Origin of the sequence: uncultured Aquimarina sp., from assembly GCF_947500065.1 — a bacterium.
GTDB lineage: Bacteria > Bacteroidota > Bacteroidia > Flavobacteriales > Flavobacteriaceae > Aquimarina.
This window is the reverse complement of record NZ_CANMQT010000002.1, coordinates 263,839-286,285: the sequence shown is the minus strand read 5'-3', so window position 1 is coordinate 286,285 and position 22,447 is coordinate 263,839. Positions and strand designations below refer to the sequence as shown.

Genomic DNA, 22,447 nt, shown 5'->3' with positions numbered 1-22,447 from the left:
GCTTGGCTGACTAAAACAATAAAAACATTACAATCAAACAATTACTTATACTATCGTTTAGTATCCATCATTTTGATCCAAGTTAGGATTGGCTTGTAATTCTGGTAATGGAATCCATAAAAGTTCATCTTGTCCAGTAGTAAATACAGCTGCTGATCCTGCAAGAGATTTAGGATGACGACCTCCTGCTACAGTAGAACCAGGACCTAATATATCATCCGCTAATTCCCAACGTACTAAATCGAAAAAGCGATGTCCTTCGCCGGTTAATTCCATAACCCGTTCATCTATAATAGCTTGTTCTACTTCTTCTTTGGATAATGTATTAGGTAATAGAGTAATCTGTGCGCGTTCTCTAACTTGATTGATAAATGGTATGGCATTTGGTGTGGCACCATTTTCATTAAGAGCTTCGGCAAGCATTAATAATACATCAGCATACCGTATGATTCTCCAGTTAGTTCCTAATGTATGTCCAAAACCAGGAATTTCTGCGCTAGATAAACCTTCATCTAAACCTGCGTATTTCCTTGAAAATAGAGCTGGAACTCCTAGATTTTCTGCAATTTCGATGCTTGGAGCAAAATCTTCTATAAACGGAGCTCCTCCATATCCAGTAGCTCCGGGATAATCAAAGGCGATGGTTGCATTTCTTCTTACCATATCTCCATTATCTTCAAAAATTTGAAGAATATGTGGATTTATCACATGTCCTTGATCTAAACTTACATGTGGAGGAGAGTAATCAATGTACCAATTGGATTGAGATCCTGTAAGTGGTGAATCTGCTCCCCAAACAAAATTGTCTTGTTCTACATATTGAAGTTCGTATACAGATTCTGAATTATTTTCTACAGAAGAGTTAGACGAAAAATTATTCCTATAATTCTCAGAAGGAAGTAAAGAATATCCTAGTGTAGTCACTTCGGTAAAGTCCGTAACTGCATTTGTCCAATCTTCCATGTATAAATAGGTTTTTCCTCGTAATGCGAGTGCTGCTCCTCTGGTAGGACGTCCTACATCATTTGTTCCCCAAGATTGCGGAAGCCTGTTCACTGCTTCAGTAAGGTCCGCGATGATTGCTTCATTAAACATTGCTGGTGTTGCGTTAGAAGGAAAGAATTCTTCTGGGTTTTGCGTGTCAGGTGTTTGCATAACAAGTGGAGCAGTTCCAAAAAGATTTAATAAATACCAATTACAGAATGCACGTTGAAAATGTGCTTGCCCTAAAATTTCGTTTTGAACTTCTCCTGATAGCACACCATTTTCTGCATCTTCTTCAATAATTCTATTAGCTCTAGCGATAGATTGATATAATTGAGGATATAAGTCTACCGCCCATCTAGAGATGCCAGGCTGACCTTCTAATGTAGACATAGTCGTGTTTTGTTGGAATGGGATTACGTTATAGGCATCTGATCGTAACATAGCACCTGTATGGATAACTCGTCCCCAAAATAAAACAGCGGTTATAGGATGATACATACCGTTTACAGCTAGTCTAAAGTCATTTTCCGTTTGGAAGAACTCGGGTTCTGCTACATTATTGGGATTTGAAATGTTAAGGTCTTCTTCGTTACAGCTATAATACATTACTACAAAAAGTAATAGCGTTATAAAAGGAAATAGTTTTTTAATTGTTTTCATATCGTATTCTTTTGTGTGTTTTTAAAATGACATTTGTATCCCAATTGTAAAGGTACGAGGCCTAGGTTGCGCCCTTACGTCAAGTCCTCTGTCAAAAACAGAATCAGCACTGGTTAATGGTGTAAAACCAAAGAAACCACGATTAGTTCCTAATCCACTATTGTTGGATCCTATTTCGGGGTCATATCCGGAATAATTTGTAATAGTAAATACATTCTGAACATTTGCAAATACTCTAGCATTAGAGACCCATTCTTTTCCTATAAAATCATTAAAGTTGTATCCTATTTCAAGTGTTTTCAGGCGGAAAAAAGAACCATCTTCTACAAAGAAATCTGATGGAAGCTGATTTCCAGCAGTATCTTGTGTTGTTACCCGAGGAAGATTTGTATTTGGGTTCTCAGGAGTATACGCATCCCTTACAATTCCAAATTTGTTATCATCCAGGAAAAAGTACCCAAAGAATTTGGTAACATTATAAATTTCGTTTCCCTGAACTCCATTAAAAAAGGCTCCGACATCCCAGTTTTTATAATTTACAGACAGGTTAATACCATACGTGAAATCTGGTGTCGGATCACCCAAAGAAGTCTGATCTTCATCATTTATTCTACCATCATTATTAATATCTACTCTTCTAAAATCCCCTGGTTGCAGCAATGCTCTTCGATCTGGATCATTAGCGAGAAAAGGATCGTTGTCTATTTCTGCTTGGTCATTATAGATTCCATCTGTCCTAAACCCAAAGAAAAATCCCAAAGGTTGTCCAACCTCAAAACGATTGGCTCTTAATCCTTCTTCATTATATGAAGGACCTACAATTGGGTTTGGGGAGTCTGTTAATTCGTTTTGGATTGCAGAGATATTGAAACCTACATTGAAGGTGAAATCACCGCCTTTATCATGGCTGTAAGCTGCTTCAAATTCAAAACCTTTATTATTAATAGATGAAGCATTTTGAAATACAGGGTTTACGGATCCATTAGAATCTGGAATCGCGACAGCTTGGATCACATCTTCATTATCTCTATTAAAATAATCTAAACTTAGTTTTAAGTTATTGTCTAATAATGAAGTGTCTACACCAAAATTAATAGTTTTTGATGTTTCAAAACTTAAGGTAGGGTCTACTAAACTTGTAATAGCAAATCCAGGAATTTGACCTGAAGAACCTCCAACCGTGATCGGAGAATTTGGTTCTACTACGGATTGATTTGAAAAAGGATCCACATTTTGAGATCCTAATTCTCCATATCCAGCTCTAAATTTGAGCGAATTAATGAGTCCGTCTTGATTAAAGAAGCCTTCGTCACTAATGACCCATCCGACGGAGAAAGAAGGGAATGTACCTGTATTAAATCCATCCGCAAAAAGAGAAGTTTTATCACGACGTACTATAGCGGTAAACAGATATTTTTGCTTGTAATTATAGTTTACACGTCCAAAAGTTGAGAAAAGTTTATTATCAAAACGCCCTCCACCTGAATTTATAATATTATCAGTAAACTGAGATATATTAGTGATATTATTACTAGGAAGCCCTTCGGCATAAACAGCAAGTGTATTTGTAGTAATGTCTTGGCGAGCACCTCCTATGAGAACATCAAAATTATGTTCTCCAAGACTTTTTTTATAATTAAGAGTAGGCTCGACATTTGTAGCATAGCGTTCTCCTCTTACTTCAGTAAGGTCATTGAGGGGATTCGCATTTGTCTCACTATCTATATTACTCTGAAAGAATGTGGGTTGAAATGTATTTCTGTAAAAATTAGTGTATTCAGTCCCCACATTGAGTTTAGCAGTAAGTCCTTCTATGATTTCATAGGAAAAATTCATATTTCCTAGAAAATTACGTTCTGTATTTTGATCATTAACTAATTGTGCGTTTGCAAATTTATTAGTCCCTCCAATTCCAAAAATAGGATCATTAATAGCCTCAAATCCACCTTCATTTTCAGGAGCGAAAGGACGAATAATAGGAACAGTACCTCCTTGATTTCCAAAAGCATTATTACGGGTAAATCGATTTTCTGAAAACCCGAAAGATTCTTGAATTTTAAGCCTTCCTATTTTAAATTCACTATTTAGACGTACGTTTTTACGGTTAAATTCTTCACTGATTAATAATCCTTCTTCATCGTAATAATTAGCACTAAAAAAGTATTTTGAGTTTTCACCTCCACCAGATATATTAAATCCAAAATCTTGAATTGTACCTGAGTTGATGCTCAAATCTTGAAAATCTGTATCGATTCCTGGATCAGGAATGTTCCCAGCAAGACCATCGTTAATTCTACGTTGGTTAAGAAAGGTGATATACTCGGAGCCATTAAGTAAATCAAGTTTTTTGGGTTGTGTGTTAACTCCACTTCGTATATCAATATTTACAGTAGGAGAAGAGTTTTGTTTACCTCTATTGGTAGTAACTATAATCACTCCATTTGCAGCACGGGAACCATATATTGCTGCGGATGTTGCGTCTTTTAACACTTGAAGATTTACAATGTCTTTTGCATTTAAGAAATTTATATTATCAGAAATGGCACCGTCAACTACATATAGGGGAAAGGAGTTAGTTAAAGAACTTACCCCACGCACAAAAACATTGGCGGGACTTCCAGGTGCTCCACCTGCTGTTTCTACCTGAACTCCTGCAAGCTTACCTTGTAAGGCTGAAGTAGGGTTTGCCGTAACAACCTGTGCAATATCTTCAGACTTGATCTGGGAGATAGCACCGGTAACATCTCTTTTAGATTGTGAACCATATCCAACAATTACTATTTCATCAAGAGCTGCAGCATCTTCTTGAAGTGTAATGTCTATTGTAGTTTGACCATTTACAGGTACTTCTGTAGTAATAAAACCTACATAACTAAATATTAAAATGGCATCATCGACTACATTGTTTAGGGTGTATTTACCGTCAAAATCTGTAGTTGTACCATTATCAGTGCCTTTTACTAAAATGTTTACTCCTGGTAATGGACCGTTAGGTTCACTTACTGTTCCTGTGATAGTTTGCTGAGCACTAATACAGGTGGTTGTAAGTCCAATGAGTAACATCATAATCCGATTGAATACTTTTCGCTTCATATGATTTGTGTGTTTGTTAATAGTTCTTTTCTGAGTTGAAAGTTAGATCAGAGTATTTTATTGTGCTATGATACTCTATGCTACTATGCAAATGTAAAGCATTTATTTTTATATCAAAACTTAAAATCATAATTTTTTATATAATAGTTAATTAAATAGTTTAAAATATGAAAATATGACAGGTAAAGAATGCAGGTGTTGTGAAATTCTCAAGATGAAAACTTTGTAGTATATAACACACAGAATTATGGTGTATTGAAGAATCGGTTTTTATAGAAATATGTTAAAACCTCGGAGTTGTGGATAAGGTTAAAGAGAATTACGTTGTCTTAAGTATGTGGGAACTATTTCCTGAATAGGATTTCCTTCTTTTACAAAAACTGCTGCTTTTTTTGCAATCTGTGTAAAATCCGTAGAAATTGTCGTTATTCCCCCAAAAGCAATTTCTTTTACAATGTTATCATTGTGTGCGAGGATACCAATATCAGATCCAATTCGGTATTCCATTTTTCGAGCATCTTTTAGTACTTTCCATAGCTGATTATCGCTAATAAAAAAGTACACTGTATTCTTCAGTAAAGTAGTAGCATCGTAACTTTCAACAACTTCCCCATTAATATCATAATCTTTAACAAATCGATTAAATGCAAGTAAAATTTCTGGAGGGAAATCTGAGTTTTCTTTAAAAAATAATACGAATCTATTGTATTTTTTTATCTGTGGAGTGAGTTCTACCAGTTTTTGATAAGTAACTTCTTCAAACTCCTGAGAAATAAAAGAATAATCTTTAGGCATTTTTAAATAACGGTCTACAATTAACAACCGGTTTGAAGAAATCTGCTTTAACAAAGAAGGCACTTCCTTTTGCTGTATAGGTGCGACCACATACATTCCGTATTTGCGGGAGATGTTATCCAGTATTGTCTTAAATAGTGAAAGGTTATTATGATGAAAAAAGATATCAATATGATATCTTTTACCAAGTTCTTTTCTAAAAGTATTATAAAAATCTTCTTGGAAACTATGGAAGGCAAATAGAATTAATGCAACTTTTAAGGTGACATTTGTTTCTTCGCTAATGATATAATAGCCTTTAAGGTTTTTAGACTCTACAAGTCCCCGTTCTTTTAATTCCGTATATGCTTTTACAAATGTTTTTCTAGCATATCCGACTTCTGCTACCATTTCATTAATAGAAGGAAGCTTATCACCGACTTTCAGAATTCCAGAATCAATTGCTCCTATGATACCATGCACAATTTGTTCATGTTTGGATATAGTGTTTATATCCTGTAGATCATATATTTTTTGCAGTAGCGGTGACATATTAATAATTGTGTATTCTGGTTGGCATAAAATTAAGCTTAAATACTAGATTTCAAAATTATATCCGGATTCTTGTAGTTTTTGGTATTTATCACGGTCAAACTTATATAAAAAGGCTCCTTTTTTAGAGCTAGTTTTATCTTTTTCATCTAGCTTGATAATTACATCAAAAGAGAGTATTTTTTTTCTGAAATTTCTGGGGTCTAATGTTCTTCTATAAATTGCTTCATAAAGTGCTTGTAGTTGAGGGATGGTAAATTTCTCTGGTAAAAGCTCAAAACCGATAGGCCGATACCTCGCAAGTTCTTCAATTCTTCGTAAAGCATCCGTTGTCATTTGATTATGATCCAGTATTAACGCGGGGAGTTCCTGTACTTCGAACCACTGTGCTTCGTTTTGTTCTACTATTTTTTTTATACTTTTATGAATCCGGATTAATGCATATTGCGCTACAGATATACAACGATATCCTGGATCTCTGTCCACCGAGCTATATGTTTTTAGTTCTTTCATATATACATTTCTTAGACCTGTAAATTCTTCAAGAATTCTTTTTGAGGCGTCAGAAACACTTTCTCCAATTTTCACAAAACTGCCAATTAAGGATAATGAATCTTTGAAAGGATTTATTTTTCGATTAAAAACTAACAACTTTAGTTTTCCGTCTTCAAACCCAAAAATGATACAATCAACAGCAACATAAAATTTATCTTTTTCTTGGTATGAGTTCATGCTATTAGTTAACAGGTGTTATTATCCGAAATATATTTAGACGCAAATTAGTAAAAAATACAGCATTAACAATAAATGTAAAAAATACATTTATTATATTTGTTTGATTTTCAGAATAAAAATGGGTGTTTGTCTGGATCCTATTTATCAAATTAGATTGAAAAATGGCAATAAATAAGAGTTTTGTAAAAGGTTTTAAGTCAGAGTTGGTTGTTCACTCTCCAGGAAGAATTAATTTTATTGGTGAGCATACCGATTATAATAATGGGTTTGTGATGCCTACTGCAATAGATAAAAAAATCATATTCTCATTACAGAAAAATGATTCCAATCATCTGTGTAAGGTGTACAGTTCAACCTATGATAAAATTCTTACAATTAATTTAAACAGACTAAAACCAAGTACTGAAGAATGGGAAAATTATATAGTAGGAGTGCTTAGTGAAATCTCTAAAATTTCTGATAGAGTAAAAGGGTTTGATTGTATTATTGATAGTCAATTACCCATTGGTGCAGGAATTAGTTCTTCTGCCGCTTTGGAATGTGGGTTAGCATATGGACTTAACGAACTTTTTAATCTTAATCTTTCTAAAATAGAACTTGTTGAGCTTTCACAACGTGCAGAACATAACTATGTTGGCACAAAGTGTGGGATCATGGATCAATTTGCATCTGTGATGAGTGAGGATAAGAAAGTAATTCTTCTGGATTGTAAATCAAAACATTATCGATTAATTGATGCTAATTTTGAACCCTACAAGGTTTTATTACTCAATACCAACGTCTCACATAATCTAGCATCTAGTGAATATAATACACGTCGAGAAGAATGTGAGAGGGTAATAGAAATTATTTCTAAAACATATAACAAAGTCAAATCTCTTAGAGACGTAACTAAAAGTATGTTAGATGAATTTAGAGATGATCTTACTGATGTTCTTTATCAGAGAGCTTATTATATAATTGAAGAAAATAATCGAGTGCTTCGGGCTTCAGAATTATTAGAAAAAGGAGATTTAGAAAGTTTTGGAGAATTAATGTATCAGTCTCATAGAGGGTTACAACATAAGTATGAAGTGAGTTGCCCTGAATTAGATTTTTTGGTTGATTTTTCTGAAGATTATGAGCGAGTTATTGGTTGTAGAATGATGGGTGGTGGTTTTGGAGGATGTACCATAAATTTAGTACATGCTGATAGTGTTAGTGATTACATTCTAAATGTCAAAAAAGCGTATAAAAAACAATTCGAAATTGATTTAACCTCTTTTATCACGGTTCCAAGTCCAGGAACTTTAATACAGTCATAAGTATGCAAGATTTTAATGACAATCCACATAGAAGATTTAATATTCTAACAGGTGAATGGGTATTAGTGTCGCCACATAGAACTAAAAGGCCATGGCAAGGAAAAAATGAAGAACCAAGCAAGTTTTCTGAAGTTCCTTATGAAGAAAGTTGTTACCTGTGTCCAGGAAATCTTAGGGCAAGTGGAGCTATAAACCCAGATTATGATAAGCCTTTTTCATTTACTAATGATTTTTCTGCTTTATTAGAAGACATTCCTAAGACAAAATATCGAGATAATTTGTTGAAGGCAGATGCTGAGATAGGAATTTGTAAAGTGGTTTGTTTTTCACCGAATCATTCACTTACATTACCTATAATGAAAGTTGAAGAGATTACTTCTGTGATTCAGTTATGGCAGGAAGAGTATATCAATTTGGGTAATATGAAAGATATTAATTACATCCAGATCTTTGAAAATAAGGGAGCAATAATGGGCTGTAGTAATCCACATCCACATGGACAAATATGGGCTCAAGGCTCTATTCCTGAGGAAATTAAAAAGAAAACGAAAGAACAAAAAAAGTATTGGGAAGTGCATAAAAAATCATTGCTCGGATCATACTTGAAACAAGAATTAGAACTTAAAAAAAGAGTGTTGATAGAGAATGATCATTTTGTAGCTTTGGTTCCGTATTGGGCTATTTGGCCTTATGAAACCATGATTATCCCAAGAAGAAATAGGAAAAGTATAGATCAATTAACCAAAGAGGAATTAGTAAGTTTTGCAGAGATTATAAAATCACTGACAACTAAATACGATAATATTTTTAAAACTTCATTTCCCTACTCTGCAGGAATACATCAAGCTCCGACGGATGGATCCGCTCATGAAGAATGGCATATGCATATGTCTTTTTACCCACCACTATTGAGATCAGCTACGGTAAAAAAATTTATGGTAGGTTATGAAATGTTTGCTAATCCACAGCGCGATATTACAGCGGAGCAGGCGGCAAAAATAATAATAGAGCAACCTTTAGAGCATTACTCTTTACAACTATAAGTATAGTAGTTAATTATAAAACTTTAGCCACTTCCTGATTTACAAATTCAAGAAACCTTTCATCCTTTTCTGAGAAAGGGTCTGAAGTTTCAGAATCGACATCTATTTGTCCTATGTTCTCTCCGTCTTTAAAGAGTGGAACAACTATCTCGGATTTCACTTTAAAACTGCAAGCAATATAATTATCTTGAGCTTGAACATCTGGAACTATAAAGTTCTCATTAGATATTGCTACCTGACCACAGATTCCTTTACCAAAAGGTATAATGGTATGATCAGTCTCCTCACCAACGTAAGTTCTTAGTTTTAATTCTTCTTTATCACCATTTTTAAAATAAAAACCAACCCAATCATAGTATTCAATAGTCTTATTTAGTAATTGACAGATTTCATGTAGTCTATCGGTTACTGCATTACTTTCATTTTCAAGTATGTTAATAACCTTTGGTTTTAATTCTTCAAATAGCATTCCTTACAATTTTTCGGCAAAAGTATTTAAAATATTTAAAATTGTCGGATTTTTATAATGGTATTGTTTTGTTAAAAATTTCTAATAGAAATGCAAAAAAATAGCGATTCTTTAAATATTATGTATTTTTGTTCATAACATGAAAAAAGGTTTTCAGAAAATTACATCTCTAATATTAGTTTGTCTGGTATTGCTATCTACTTTTTCCTTTACAGTAGAAAAGCATTATTGTGGCCGCTTTTTAGTAGATGTAGCAGTGTTTTCTAAAGCCAAGGATTGTGGAATGGAAATGATGGATCATTCTGATGATCAAAACATAGAAATGAAAAGAAAATCTTGTTGTAAAGATGAGATTATTGTCCTGGAAGGACAGGATGAGCTTAAAATTTCTTTTGAACAAATAGATTTTCCTCAGAAAATATTTTTAATATCATTTTTACATGCTTACACAGAGCTTTTTTCTTTACCAAAAGAAAAGTATTTGATATATGAGGAGTATTCTCCACCCGAACGGGTTACAGATATGCTCATTCTACATGAGACTTTCCTGATTTGATTTAGACTATTGTTATTGTTTGACAAAAGTAGTGCTAAGCTATTGTTGTCAAAATAGTCATAGGTTTTGTTATTATGAATCTATTGACTTTAATTAATAATAGGCTAAATAATATATCTATGCTAAATAAAAGCATTAAATTTTTAATAGAAAATAAACTTATAGCAGTCTTACTGTTATTAATTTTAGTTGGCTGGGGTCTGATTCATTCGCCTTTTCAATCAGCGGTAGGTTTCTTACCTAGTGATCCAGTGGCTGTAGACGCAATTCCTGATATTGGAGAGAACCAGCAGATTGTTTTTACAAAATGGGCAGGAAAATCTCCTCAGGATATAGAAGATCAAATTACGTACCCTTTAACTACTTCTTTATTAGGAGTGCCAGGTGTGAAAACTATTCGTAGTTCTTCCATGTTTGGATTTTCTAGTATCTACATTATATTCGAAGAAGGTATAGAGTTTTATTGGAGTCGTAGCCGAATTTTAGAAAAGCTAAATTCTTTGTCTGATGGATTGTTACCTAATGGAGTGAGTCCATCTTTAGGTCCTGATGCTACAGGATTAGGGCAAATATTTTGGTATACATTAGAAGGGCGTGATAATAGCGGAAATGTAACAGGTGGTTGGGACTTGCAGGAATTAAGAAGAATTCAGGACTACTATGTTAAATACGGATTGTCAGCGGCTAATGGAGTTTCTGAGGTAGCATCTATAGGAGGATATGTTCAGGAATATCAGGTGGATGTGAATCCTGAATTAATGAAGCAATATAATATTGGATTGCATCAGGTTGTGAAGGCGGTAAAAGAAAGCAATCGTGATATTGGAGCTCAAACTTTGGAGATTAATCAGGCAGAATATCTGGTTCGTGGTTTGGGATATGTTGCATCAATTGCGGATATAGAAAATGCTGTCGTAAGTGCTGAGAATTATACTGCAATTAGAATAAAAGATATAGCCAAAGTTTCTTTGGGGCCGTCTGCCAGGCGCGGGATTTTGGATAAGGAAGGAGCAGAGGTTGTAGGCGGTGTTGTGGTATCTCGATATGGAGCAAACCCTTTGGAAGTTATTAATAATGTAAAAGATAAGATACAAGAATTAAGTTCAGGATTACCTTCTAAAGTGCTTAAAGACGGACGTGTTTCTCAGTTGACTATTGTCCCTTTTTATGATAGGACTGAGTTAATTCAGGAAACTTTAGGGACGCTAAAAGAAGCATTGACTTTAGAGATATTAATTACTGTTTTAGTAATTATTATGATGGTTTTTAACCTTAGAGCTTCTGTTTTAATTTCTGGTTTGTTACCAGTAGCAGTTTTAATGGTTTTTATTGCAATGAAAATTTTTAATGTAGAAGCTAATATAGTTGCATTATCAGGGATTGCCATCGCTATCGGTACAATGGTAGATGTAGGTGTCATACTTTCAGAAAACATCATACGACATCTTGATGAAGATAAAGAAGGTTTGCCGGTAAATACGGTTGTTTATAATGCTACTACTGAAGTTTCAGGAGCCATATTAACAGCAGTTTTAACGACCATCATAAGTTTTATTCCAGTTTTTACGATGATAGGAGCAGAAGGAAAGCTTTTTCGTCCATTGGCATTTACAAAAACTATGGCACTTACTGCATCCATAATTATAGCACTGTTTTTGATTCCTCCTTTTGCAGCATATTTGTTTAGAAAACGATCTATCAAAAAAACAATAAGTTATGCGATTAATGTAGCTCTCATAATAGCTGGGGCAATAGCAATTTTTTATGGTACTTTATTAGGCCTTATTCTTATAGCATTTGGTGTTGTCAGAATTTTACAACTTATGGATAAGCTCGTAGAGAAGAAGGCTAATCTGGTTCGTGTTATTATTTCTACTATAACCATTGTTTTTCTGCTCGCAGAGTATTGGAGACCTTTGGGTATGGATAAAAGTGTTTTTTGGAACTTGATCTTTGTTGGAGGTATATGTTTTGGGTTGTTAGGAGTGTTTTCTTTGTTCCAAAGCTACTATGTGAGGATACTGAATTGGACACTTGATCATAAATTGTTATTTATGTCATTACCAATTGGTATGGTAATTTGCGGGGTATTTATTTTTAAAAACATAGGAAAAGAATTTATGCCATCTCTTAATGAAGGTTCATTCCTATTAATGCCTACCTCATTGCCGCATGCTGGAGTGGAGGAAAATAAACGTGTGCTGCAACAGTTAGATATGGCCGTTGCAACAATTCCGGAAGTAGAAACTGTGGTGGGTAAAGCTGGAAGAACAGAATCAGCATTGGATCCTGCTCCATTATCTATGTATGAAAATATAATACTTTATAAGTCAGAATATGTTTTAAATGACAAAGGCGAACGTCAACGTTTCAGAGTAAATGACAAAGGTTTATTTGAACTTAAGAATGGAAGTTTCGTATCTAATCGTAACAATAAGGATAGTTCAAGCGAAGTTAGGAAAGATGAAGGATTGTTAAGTGAAAACATTATGATGAGACCTGATGTGACAGCAAAAGAGCTAATTCCTGATAAGGATGGAGAATATTATAGAAACTGGCGACCACACATTAAATCTCCGGATGATATCTGGAATGAAATTATAAAGGTGACTAAACTTCCAGGAGTGACATCTGCTCCAAAATTACAACCTATCGAAACTAGGCTAATTATGCTTCAAACTGGAATGCGAGCACCGATGGGGATTAAAGTAAAAGGGCAAGACCTAAAATCTATTGAAGCTTTCGGAATTCAATTAGAAGATATTTTAAAACAAGTGGATGGAGTTAAAACTGAAGCTGTTTTTGCAGATAGAATTGTAGGTAAACCATATTTACTTATTGATATAGATCGTGAGCGAATCGCGCGTTATGGAGTTTCTATCGAAAAAGTTCAACAGGTATTAGAGGTTGCTTTAGGAGGGATGATGTTAACAGAAACGGTAAAAGGAAGAGAGCGTTATGGTATTAGAGTGCGATACCCTCGAGAATTACGTTCTAACCCAGATGCTATAAAGAATATTTATATTCCCGTTGCAAAAGGAAACCCAATTCCTCTAAGCGAGTTGGTAACTATCAGATATGAGCAAGGGCCGCAAGTGATAAAAAGCGAGGATACATTTCTTATAGGGTATGTATTGTTTGATAAATTAGACAAATATGCCGAAGTGAATGTGATTGAAGATGCGCAGAAGTTAATAAAACAGAAAATAGATAGCGGAGAATTAATGGTCCCAAAAGGAATTAATTATCAATTTACTGGAACTTATGAAAATCAGGTACGAGCAGAGAAAACACTCTCTTTTGTGATACCTTTGGCCCTACTTAGTATCTTTTTGATATTGTATTTTCAGTTTAAATCTGTGACAACATCACTTATGGTTTTTACAGGAATTGCAATAGCTTTTAGTGGAGGGTTTTTAATGATTTGGTTGTATGGTCAAGATTGGTTTTTAAATATTGATTTCTTTGGTGAGAATTTGAGAGGTTTATTCCAAATGGATACTATTAACTTAAGTGTAGCCGTTTGGGTAGGGTTCATAGCCTTATTCGGAATAGCTACAGATGATGGAGTCGTTATGGCAACCTATTTGACACAAAGTTTTAAAAGAAATAAACCAAAAACATTAAGAGATATCAGAACTTCTGTAGTAGAAGCAGGTGTAAAAAGAATACGTCCTTGTCTAATGACTACTGCAACTACCATTCTGGCATTATTACCTATATTAACATCAACAGGAAGAGGAAGCGATATTATGATACCAATGGCAATACCTAGTTTTGGAGGGATGTTGATTGCTTTAATAACCCTATTTGTGGTACCTGTATTATTTAGTTGGAGAGAAGAGATTTTATTAAAAAAGAAGGCAGAAAATTATAAAGAAAATATACTGTAATATGGAAAGAAGTATGATTTGGTTTGAAAATTTTATGAAGTTACAATCAGGAATAAGAAAGAACTTATTCTTTATTCTTTTTTTCTTTTCTTTTTTTTCAAACGGACAAACACTGCAGGAATATATAAAGGAAGCAAATGAAAACAATCCAGAGCTTAAAGCGTATCAAAATGCTTTTGATGTAAGCTTAGAAAAAGTAAACGAAACCGGAAGTTTACCCAATACTAAAATCGCAACGGGATATTTCATTAGTGAACCTGAAACTAGAACCGGTGCACAAAAAGCTAAGTTTACAGCCCAACAGGATATTCCGTGGTTTGGAACGATCAAAGCAAGAAAAGAAACCGCTTCTACAGAGAGTGAAGTGTATAAGAATAAATTAGAGATCGCGAGAAGAAAAATCACGCTACAAGTTGAACAAACCTATTATAAATTATACGAGCTTAAAGCGGCACAGAATGTATTATCTGAACAAGACAAGTTGCTTGATACGTATACTGAAATTGCACTTAAAGAAGTAGAAAATAATAGAGCTTCTGCAGTAGATGTTTTAAAATTGAATATTGCAAAAAACAATCTTCAAAATCAAAAAGAAATTCTAAAAGGTGAAATTCTTACCACAGAAACTGCTTTAAATCAGTTATTACATAGAGATGGCTTCGATCCTTTGGTTGTTCCGGATAATTTATTTATTCCGGAAGAAGAGCCAACCATGATGTTAGATGAGATTATTTATCATCCAGAACTAATTACATATGATACGCTAAACGACCTTATAGAAAAAAAGGAAAAAACTAATGCAAAAGAGGCATTACCTTCAATAGGTGTGGGGTTAGATTATGTAATTGTTCAAGAACGTCCAAACATTAGTTTTTCGGATAATGGTAAAGATATCATTATGCCAATGGTTTCTCTTTCAATTCCTCTTTTTTCTAAAAAATATAAATCTCGTTCTAAGCAATATGAATTGCAAAAAGAAGAAATGTTTCAGAAAAGAGAAGCATCGCAGAATAACCTAGAAAACCTTATGGAGGAAGCAATAAATAATAGAATTACAGCTCGAATTAATTATAATACACAACAAAAAAATATAGAACAAGCAAAACAAGCAGAAAAGATACTATTATCTGGTTATCAAACGGCTCAGTTGAATTTTGAAGATATTTTAGATATTCAACAAATGTTATTAGCTTTTGAGAATAAAAAAATTGAAGCAATTGCCATGTATTTTAAGCAAACTGCTGTTCTTAATTATTTGCGTTAATAAATATTGAAAAGTATAATTCCTTAAAAAATAAAGAAAAATGAATAAAATAGCTTTAAAAATTATCGTTGCCATAGTAACCTTGTCAATACTATCTTGCGGGAAAGATAAAAAAGAACCAGTAAAGAAAGTTCCTGTTAAGGAAGAGGTAATTATTGCCAGTGATGTTGACCTTAATGTTACAGATTCTAGAAGTGAAGTCGTTTTTACAGATGAAACTATTGATAAAATATATAATCAATATCTAATGGTAAAAAGAGGTCTTGTAAATTCGAATTATGAAGTAGTACGACAGGAGGCAAAAAAATTGGATGATTTACTTATAGACTCACAGGAAAATAAACAATTAAAGGCTACAGCAAAATTAATTTCACTTACAAAAGAAGTTAAAAAGCAAAGAGACTTTTTTGTAACGCTTACTGCAGAAACCGAAAAACTAATTAGTACTGCCGATATTACTTCTGGAGAAGTATATAAACAATTCTGTCCAATGGCTTTTGATGGTAATGGAGGATATTGGTTATCTGATTCTAAAGAAGTCCGTAATCCATACTATGGAGATAAAATGTTGAAATGCGGTAGTGTGAATCAAACAATAAAATGAAAAAGAAATATTATATAGAAGGAATGACTTGCGAAGGATGCAGATCTGGTGTAGAAAATATACTGAATGCAATTCCTGAAGTTATAAAAGCTGAAGTAAATCTTGAAAACAAAGAGGCTGTCATTACGCTTAAAAAACAGTTGGATATTGATGTTTTCAAAAAAGCAGTACCAGATAAATATACTATTACAGAAAAAGATGATAGTACACTCTCTGCAGTTAATGATAATTTCACAAAAGAGAAAAGTGAGTTACAGCAATTGTTTCCACTTTTCCTGATTTTTGGATATATAACGATCGCTACGGTTTTGCTTAATCATAACCCTTGGCGAATTGATGACTTTATGTTGGATTTTATGGGGTTATTTTATGTAGTATTTAGCTTTTTCAAACTTCTCGACCTGCAAGGTTTTTCCCAATCTTTCAGGATGTATGATCCTTTGGCAAAAGTATTGCCAATTTATGGTTGGACGTATCCTTTTATTGAAGTAGGATTAGGGCTTATGTTTTTAATGCGATTTAAGATTACCATTGCTTTGGGTGTAACTATTATTGTTTTAGGGATAACAACCATTGGTGTAACCAAAGTACTAGTTGATAAAAAAAGTATTCAATGTGCTTGTTTAGGGACAGCCTTAAAATTACCAATGACCAAGGCTACTTTTATAGAGAATACAATCATGTTAGTAATGGCGATATGGATGTTAATGAAGATATATTCTTAAGAAAAATATACGATAATGGTTAAAAGAAAAACCGCAATAATTATTAGAAAATCACATCGATATCTTGGTATTTTTTTAGGAATACAATTTTTGATGTGGACTATTAGCGGATTATATTTTAGTTGGACTGATATTGATGAAATACATGGAGATCAATTTAAGAAAGAAGTACAACCAATAAGTCATAATAATTTATTGAAGTTAGATGCTTTTTCATATGAATATCCTATTTCATCATTAGAATTGAAAACTATAGCTAGCGAACCTTACTATTGGATTAATGACAGTGTGCTAATACATGCGCAATTGGGAAATATAAAAGAGAAGATATCTAAAGAAGATGCATTGAAAGTAGCTTCGGAATATCTCATAGGAAGTCTAAAAGTAAAGTCGATAGATTTTATAACCGAAGTAGGAAAGCATCATGAATATAGGGGAAGACCTTTGCCTGCTTATGTAATTAGTTATGATCATCCAGAAAATATAAAGGCATATGTTTCAGCATTAGATGGATCATTTCAGAGAGTACGTCATCAATCTTGGAGATGGTTTGATTTTCTATGGATGACGCATACTATGGATTATGAAGGAAGGGATAACTTTAATACGATTGTATTAAGAGTTTTCTCCTTGCTAGGATTAATAACAGTGCTTAGTGGTTTTGTACTTTGGTATATCTCCTCACCAACACTTAGAAAAATTTTCAAAAGATGAGTAAGATGAAGAAGAACGTTGTTTATACCGGAGTAGCATTATTGACAGGATTGCTTATAGGATATTTTATTTTTGGAGGAAACACTAGCAAAGAATCTTCAGTTGCACACGATCATACTGAGGAAGTTTCTAATCAAATATGGACGTGTTCGATGCATCCACATATTATGCAGTCAGAACCAGGAGATTGCCCAATATGTGGTATGGATTTAATACCTACTGAAACTAACGAACAAGGGCTAAGTACAGATCAGTTTAGGATGACCGAAAATGCTTTGGCGTTAGCTAATATTCAAACATCAATTGTGGGCAGAACAGATGTTGATTCTCAAGAGTTGAAACTATCAGGTAAGATTAAAGAAAATAAAAATACAAGTGCGGTTCAAGTAACTCATTTTTCGGGACGTATCGAAAAACTTTTAGTAAACTCAGTAGGAGAAAAGGTGTATAAAGGACAAAAGATTGCAATTATCTATTCTCCGGAATTGGTTGCAGCACAGCAAGAGTTATTGACAGCTGCGGGACTTAAAAAAACGCAGCCCGCTTTATATAAAGCAGTTCGAAACAAGCTAAAACTAAGAAAACTTTCAGATGATCAAATCAATCAGATAGAATCCTCAGGTGAAACCAAAGAAACTTTTCCTCTGCATGCACAGGTATCAGGAGTTGTTTCGGAAAAAATGGTGGAGGAAGGGAATCATATAAATAGAGGAGAAATACTATTTAAAATCACCAATCTTAGTACTGTTTGGGCATCTTTTGATGCCTATGAAAATCAAATTTCTTTATTAAAGAAGGGTCAGAAGATTAAGATCAAAACAAATGCATATCCTGATAAGGATTTTGATGCGGCAATTTCATTTATAGATCCAGTTTTGAATACCACCACGAGAACTGTTACAGTTCGTGCAGTTTTGGAAAATAATAATTCAATTTTTAAACCAGGAATGTTTATAGAAGGAGTTGTTTCAGCGACTAATAACAAACCAAATAATAGTATTGCAATTCCTAAAAGTGCTGTGCTTTGGACTGGGAAACGATCAGTGGTTTATGTAAAAGCTCAGTCAGAAATGCCAGTTTTTGAGATGAGAGAAGTAACTCTTGGTAATGCGAATAATGATACGTATCAGATTCTGAATGGTCTCGAAAATGGTGAAGAAATTGTTACTGATGGTACTTTTACAGTAGATGCGGCCGCACAACTACAAGGAAAAAAGTCTATGATGAAACGTAACAAGATAATAGATAAGCCTAAGAATACGGAGAAAAGAGAGAAAACGCATGTACCTGGTAGTTTTCAAAAAGAGTTCGTTACAAATTTATCAGCATACTTTCTTTTAAAAAATGCTTTAGTGGCAAGTAACGCTACGGATGCTACTATATTTTCGGAACAGATGCTAAGAGGATTAAAAGCTATACATACTTCTGAATTACAAAAGACGGAATTGGATTATATTCATATAATTATCCAAAAGTTAGAAGGAATAGCCAATAAAGAAGATTTAAAAGATCAACGGGAGCATTTTGTGATGCTAAATAAAAGTCTAGAAGCATTAATTAAAAATTTTGATAATCTTTCAAATACAATTTATATTCAGGAATGTCCGATGGCAGATAACAATAAAGGAGCAATTTGGTTAAGCAAAGAAGAAGAAATCAGAAACCCTTACTTTGGAGATGAAATGCTCACCTGTGGTAGTGTAATTAATACTTTGAAGAAAAATTGAAGTTTGTTTGAAAATGTATTTAGCTTTATAATTGTTAAAAATTAACGTTTTTTTTTAAATTGTAAGTCAAAACAACGTATCTTTAAATTAGGGAAATATTGGATTACGTTTTTTAATAGATTACAATTGTTAGTGCTATACGGTATATTTTTTACAAAATGTATCAATCGTATAGCTATTTTAGTATGCAATTTTTAAGCTGTTAAATGTGATCAAAAACGAAAGGGATATGGTAAAAAAATTACTATTTATTACATTTTTAATCTTACTTTTTTCTTGTAAGGAAACTTCAGTAGCTACAGAGACAAGCACTAGAACTTTGGCATTATTAGAGAAGTCTAAAGCTATTCAGTTACGTGCAGAAAAGGTGGAAAAACACATGCGGGAATGGCAGGATTCATTAGATCGTTTTGGTGATAAACAGGCTGCCCAAAACGCAATAGATGATAATGATTTTGTGGATATAGAAAAGTTATCAAACTATTTCGTTTTAGACATGAAATATGCTACAGAAGATAACTTTTTGAAAAAAGCGGTGTATTCTTGTGCGAAATGTTATGTGAGAGGAGTGGTAGCAAAAGCATTAATTAATGCGAATAAAGATTTTATGAAGAAAGGGTACAGGATAAAATTATTTGATTGTTATCGCCCTTATAGCGTGCAGAAAAAAATGTGGAAAATATTTCCTAATCCTGGTTATGTTGCTGATCCGAAGGGAGGATCAATTCATAATAAAGGTGCTGCTGTAGATATTACACTAACAGATCTACAAGGAAATCAATTAGATATGGGTACTACTTTTGATCACTTTGGAAAAGAAGCACATCACGCCTATAAAGAATTATCAGATGAGGTTATTGCTAACCGCAAGTTATTGAGAAGTATTATGGAAAAACATGGTTTTTCTATTATAAGAACAGAATGGTGGCATTATAATTTCAAAAGTGATACAAAATTTAAGATCTCAGATTTTAGATGGAAATGTACTTAACATAATTGTTTGATCATAATTTTTATCTGTCTCATAATTTTAACGTGCTTGATCTTGATCGTCTAATGCATGTCTAGAGTTAAATTATTTTTGATTGATATGTTGTATCGCTTTTTCTAGTAGTTCATCTTTACCATCTTTAATCCCTTTTATGGTGGGTTTACATTCTATATCTGGAATAATGCCTACTCTTTGCGTTTCATCACCATTTGGATAATAAACTCCAATACCCGAGATCATAGTTCTTAGCCTACCAGGTAATTGTATCGCCGAAATATTTCCATCAGCTCCTGCTGTGGTGCTGCCTATTATTGTTGTGTTTTCGCCTGCACGAAAGGCCATACTTTGATATTCAGCGGAACTTTGTGTGTATTCATTTAAAAGTATGACAAGTTTTCCTTTGTAGCTTTTATTAGTGCCCGAAATATTTAATGGTTTTGTTAAAGTGAATTCACCAGGATTATTAATATTTCCGTTAGAAAATTTCACAAATGAAACATCTTTCGAAGTGAAAAAAGACCCTAGTGAAAAAGGAACAAATGCAGAAGGGTAATTACGGATATCAATAATAATTCCTTTGGTGTCTTTAAATTGTTCTCTTATCTTTTTTACATCTTCATCTTTAATGTTTTTTAGTGTTACATAGCCAATATTGCCATCTAGCATTTTGAAACTCTTTCCGTTTTCATCCTTACGATACCAGCGGTACATATCGAGGTCATTTTTATCATAAAGTGTTAGTTCTTTGTTCAATTCCTTGGTATCTCTGATATATGTTAATTGAATAGTTTTTGAGTTGGATCGCAAAATATCTTCAGCGATATCTCTAAGCTGTGTTGGATAATTAGAGGCTGGGTAATATGGTTGTACTTCTTTTATAATATCTGCAATTTTTTTGCCATTGATGGTTGTAATTATGTCACCTTCCTTCAGCCCAGTAGTTTCTCTGTGTTCAGAGTTAAAAAAATCGTCAATAACTAATAGGTCTTCTATGAACCTAACATTTACTGGAGGGTAAAACTCGCCTTTCCATTTTTCAATTTCGTTATTTCCTCCCCAAAGATTAGCATGTGTATCTTGTATTTCTCCAATTAATTTTACGGCTGCTAATTCATATTCCAATTCATTTTTCGCATTCATGAAACTTGAAATGTGCGATTTTAATACAGTATTCCAATCTTTATCTGTAAGATGTTTGTTTGGAAAAAAATAGTGGATCATATTCCAATATTTATATAGTGTCAATAATCTAAAACCTTGATCTGGATAAGGCATATTTTCGTAATATTTTTCGTGCTTAAATTCTGGATTGCCCACACGAGGATACATGGCAACATAATAATGAGCTCCTTGATGTCGGTTTTGTTTGATATAAAGTAATTTTTCTTTTAGTTCTAAAGAGATATTACCTTCTGTGATCCATTTAATATCTGGTTTCAAGAATGCGTCCGGATCAGTTTCTTTGCAAGATTTACAATCTTTAATACTACCAAGAGCGTCTATCCATTTTATAAGAATCGCATCTCTATTATCCTTTGAAGCATTTAAATACTCAGGTAAAACTCTAAATAATTCATAGTCCCAGTTATGTTTCCCTTCAGCAACTGCTGGGTGATGATATTTTAGAAAACCCCATACTTTGCCAAGTAATTCAAGATTAGTAAGTCGTTGCTCATTAAGTTCATTAATAACTATTTTAGAACCTTTGTCAAATTCCTTGTCTTTTTCTGCAGGTGGCAATTCTCTGGCAGGTACCTTATCCAGTGTTTTGCCATCGATGGTAACATTGAGGTTGTCAATCCACATTTTTCCTTTGCCTACCAGCAATCCACCTATTACAATTTTCTGTGCGTTTTGGGGGTTTAAATCAAGAGTTATTTCATATTGTTTCCAATCTGTAGTTCCTTTAATTCCTCTATCATTCATGTTGTCAAATCCAACACTGGGATCAATTCTCATCCATAACCCTGCATAGCCATCGGTTACATTTTCAGTTTTGATATATCCAGTAAGTTTAATTTTTTTTCCTTGGTATTTTGCAGGTATAGAATAGGCCCAAGCTTTAAAATCTGACGCTTCTCCATTAGACTCTATAACCGCTGATTTTTTGCCAGAATGATATATCGTAGAATCAACTGAGATAGTATATTCCGAGCTACCAAAGTCTTTCCAATCTAATGGTCTTTTATTTTCTGTTTTTTCAAAACTAAGATTAAGTTCCTTTTCCTGTGCTTGAAAATTAATGGAAATAAGAATAAATAGAATTGGAATTATTTTTTTCATGGTAACAGTGTTCTTTGTTTGTATGGATAGAAATATTTTTTCGTCTTGCTTTATAATTTAAAAAGCGATTCAG

General features: G+C 33.4%; 16 protein-coding genes. 10 read left to right on the top strand and 6 right to left on the bottom strand.

The features are described 5' to 3' along the window. Window positions 1–57: 57 nt before the first annotated feature. From Q0975_RS06790 to Q0975_RS06775, 4 genes are all read right to left on the bottom strand, one after another. A complete protein-coding gene (locus tag Q0975_RS06790; RefSeq protein WP_299434671.1) occupies window positions 58–1,647 on the bottom strand; it encodes a RagB/SusD family nutrient uptake outer membrane protein in 1,590 nt (529 codons plus the stop codon). Between the two features lie 21 nt (window positions 1,648–1,668). Further along, entirely contained in the window at window positions 1,669–4,740 is a 3,072-nt protein-coding gene (locus Q0975_RS06785; protein ID WP_299434669.1) for a TonB-dependent receptor, read from the bottom strand. 309 nt (window positions 4,741–5,049) lie between these two features. Beyond that, a complete protein-coding gene (locus Q0975_RS06780) occupies window positions 5,050–6,066 on the bottom strand; it encodes a GntR family transcriptional regulator (RefSeq protein ID WP_299434667.1) in 1,017 nt (338 codons plus the stop codon). 45 nt (window positions 6,067–6,111) lie between these two features. Next, window positions 6,112–6,798 (bottom strand): NUDIX domain-containing protein, encoded by a 687-nt coding sequence (locus Q0975_RS06775; protein WP_299434665.1) that lies wholly within the window; start codon window positions 6,796–6,798, stop codon window positions 6,112–6,114. 164 nt (window positions 6,799–6,962) lie between these two features. Here Q0975_RS06775 and galK point away from each other — a divergent pair, with 164 nt between their 5' ends. After that, on the top strand, window positions 6,963–8,105 hold the full coding sequence (gene galK, locus Q0975_RS06770) for a galactokinase (RefSeq protein ID WP_299434662.1): 1,143 nt from the start codon (window positions 6,963–6,965) through the stop codon (window positions 8,103–8,105). 2 nt (window positions 8,106–8,107) lie between these two features. After that, window positions 8,108–9,148, top strand: coding sequence for a UDP-glucose--hexose-1-phosphate uridylyltransferase (locus Q0975_RS06765; RefSeq protein WP_299434661.1), 1,041 nt, complete (start codon window positions 8,108–8,110; stop codon window positions 9,146–9,148). Between the two features lie 13 nt (window positions 9,149–9,161). On the opposite strand, the gene Q0975_RS06760 is transcribed toward Q0975_RS06765, so the two are convergent. Then, window positions 9,162–9,617: a GAF domain-containing protein gene (locus Q0975_RS06760; RefSeq protein ID WP_299434659.1), complete on the bottom strand. Its 456-nt coding sequence runs from the start codon at window positions 9,615–9,617 to the stop codon at window positions 9,162–9,164. Window positions 9,618–9,756: 139 nt separating this feature from the next. Here Q0975_RS06760 and Q0975_RS06755 point away from each other — a divergent pair, with 139 nt between their 5' ends. From Q0975_RS06755 to Q0975_RS06720, 8 genes are all read left to right on the top strand, one after another. Further along, entirely contained in the window at window positions 9,757–10,173 is a 417-nt protein-coding gene (locus tag Q0975_RS06755; protein ID WP_299434657.1) for a hypothetical protein, read from the top strand. A 119-nt stretch (window positions 10,174–10,292) separates the two neighbouring features. After that, window positions 10,293–14,066 (top strand): efflux RND transporter permease subunit, encoded by a 3,774-nt coding sequence (locus Q0975_RS06750; protein ID WP_299434655.1) that lies wholly within the window; start codon window positions 10,293–10,295, stop codon window positions 14,064–14,066. Window position 14,067: 1 nt separating this feature from the next. Continuing rightward, window positions 14,068–15,330: a TolC family protein gene (locus Q0975_RS06745; protein ID WP_299434653.1), complete on the top strand. Its 1,263-nt coding sequence runs from the start codon at window positions 14,068–14,070 to the stop codon at window positions 15,328–15,330. Window positions 15,331–15,370: 40 nt separating this feature from the next. Next, on the top strand, window positions 15,371–15,934 hold the full coding sequence (locus Q0975_RS06740) for a DUF3347 domain-containing protein (protein WP_299434651.1): 564 nt from the start codon (window positions 15,371–15,373) through the stop codon (window positions 15,932–15,934). Next, window positions 15,931–16,659, top strand: a complete 729-nt coding sequence (locus Q0975_RS06735; protein ID WP_299434649.1) for a heavy-metal-associated domain-containing protein — start codon at window positions 15,931–15,933, stop codon at window positions 16,657–16,659. The genes Q0975_RS06740 and Q0975_RS06735 overlap by 4 nt, the downstream gene beginning before the upstream one ends. 15 nt (window positions 16,660–16,674) lie before the next feature. After that, window positions 16,675–17,373 carry a PepSY domain-containing protein gene (locus Q0975_RS06730; RefSeq protein ID WP_299434646.1) on the top strand — a complete coding sequence of 233 codons (699 nt, stop codon included), beginning with the start codon at window positions 16,675–16,677 and terminating at the stop codon, window positions 17,371–17,373. Between the two features lie 5 nt (window positions 17,374–17,378). Continuing rightward, a complete protein-coding gene (locus Q0975_RS06725; RefSeq protein WP_299434644.1) occupies window positions 17,379–19,100 on the top strand; it encodes an efflux RND transporter periplasmic adaptor subunit in 1,722 nt (573 codons plus the stop codon). Between the two features lie 229 nt (window positions 19,101–19,329). After that, a complete protein-coding gene (locus Q0975_RS06720) occupies window positions 19,330–20,091 on the top strand; it encodes a M15 family metallopeptidase (RefSeq protein WP_299434643.1) in 762 nt (253 codons plus the stop codon). Between the two features lie 84 nt (window positions 20,092–20,175). On the opposite strand, the gene Q0975_RS06715 is transcribed toward Q0975_RS06720, so the two are convergent. Next, the gene (locus Q0975_RS06715; protein WP_299434641.1) at window positions 20,176–22,374 is read right to left on the bottom strand and encodes a S41 family peptidase; all 2,199 of its coding nucleotides are present in this window, start codon (window positions 22,372–22,374) and stop codon (window positions 20,176–20,178) included. Window positions 22,375–22,447: the final 73 nt, after the last annotated feature.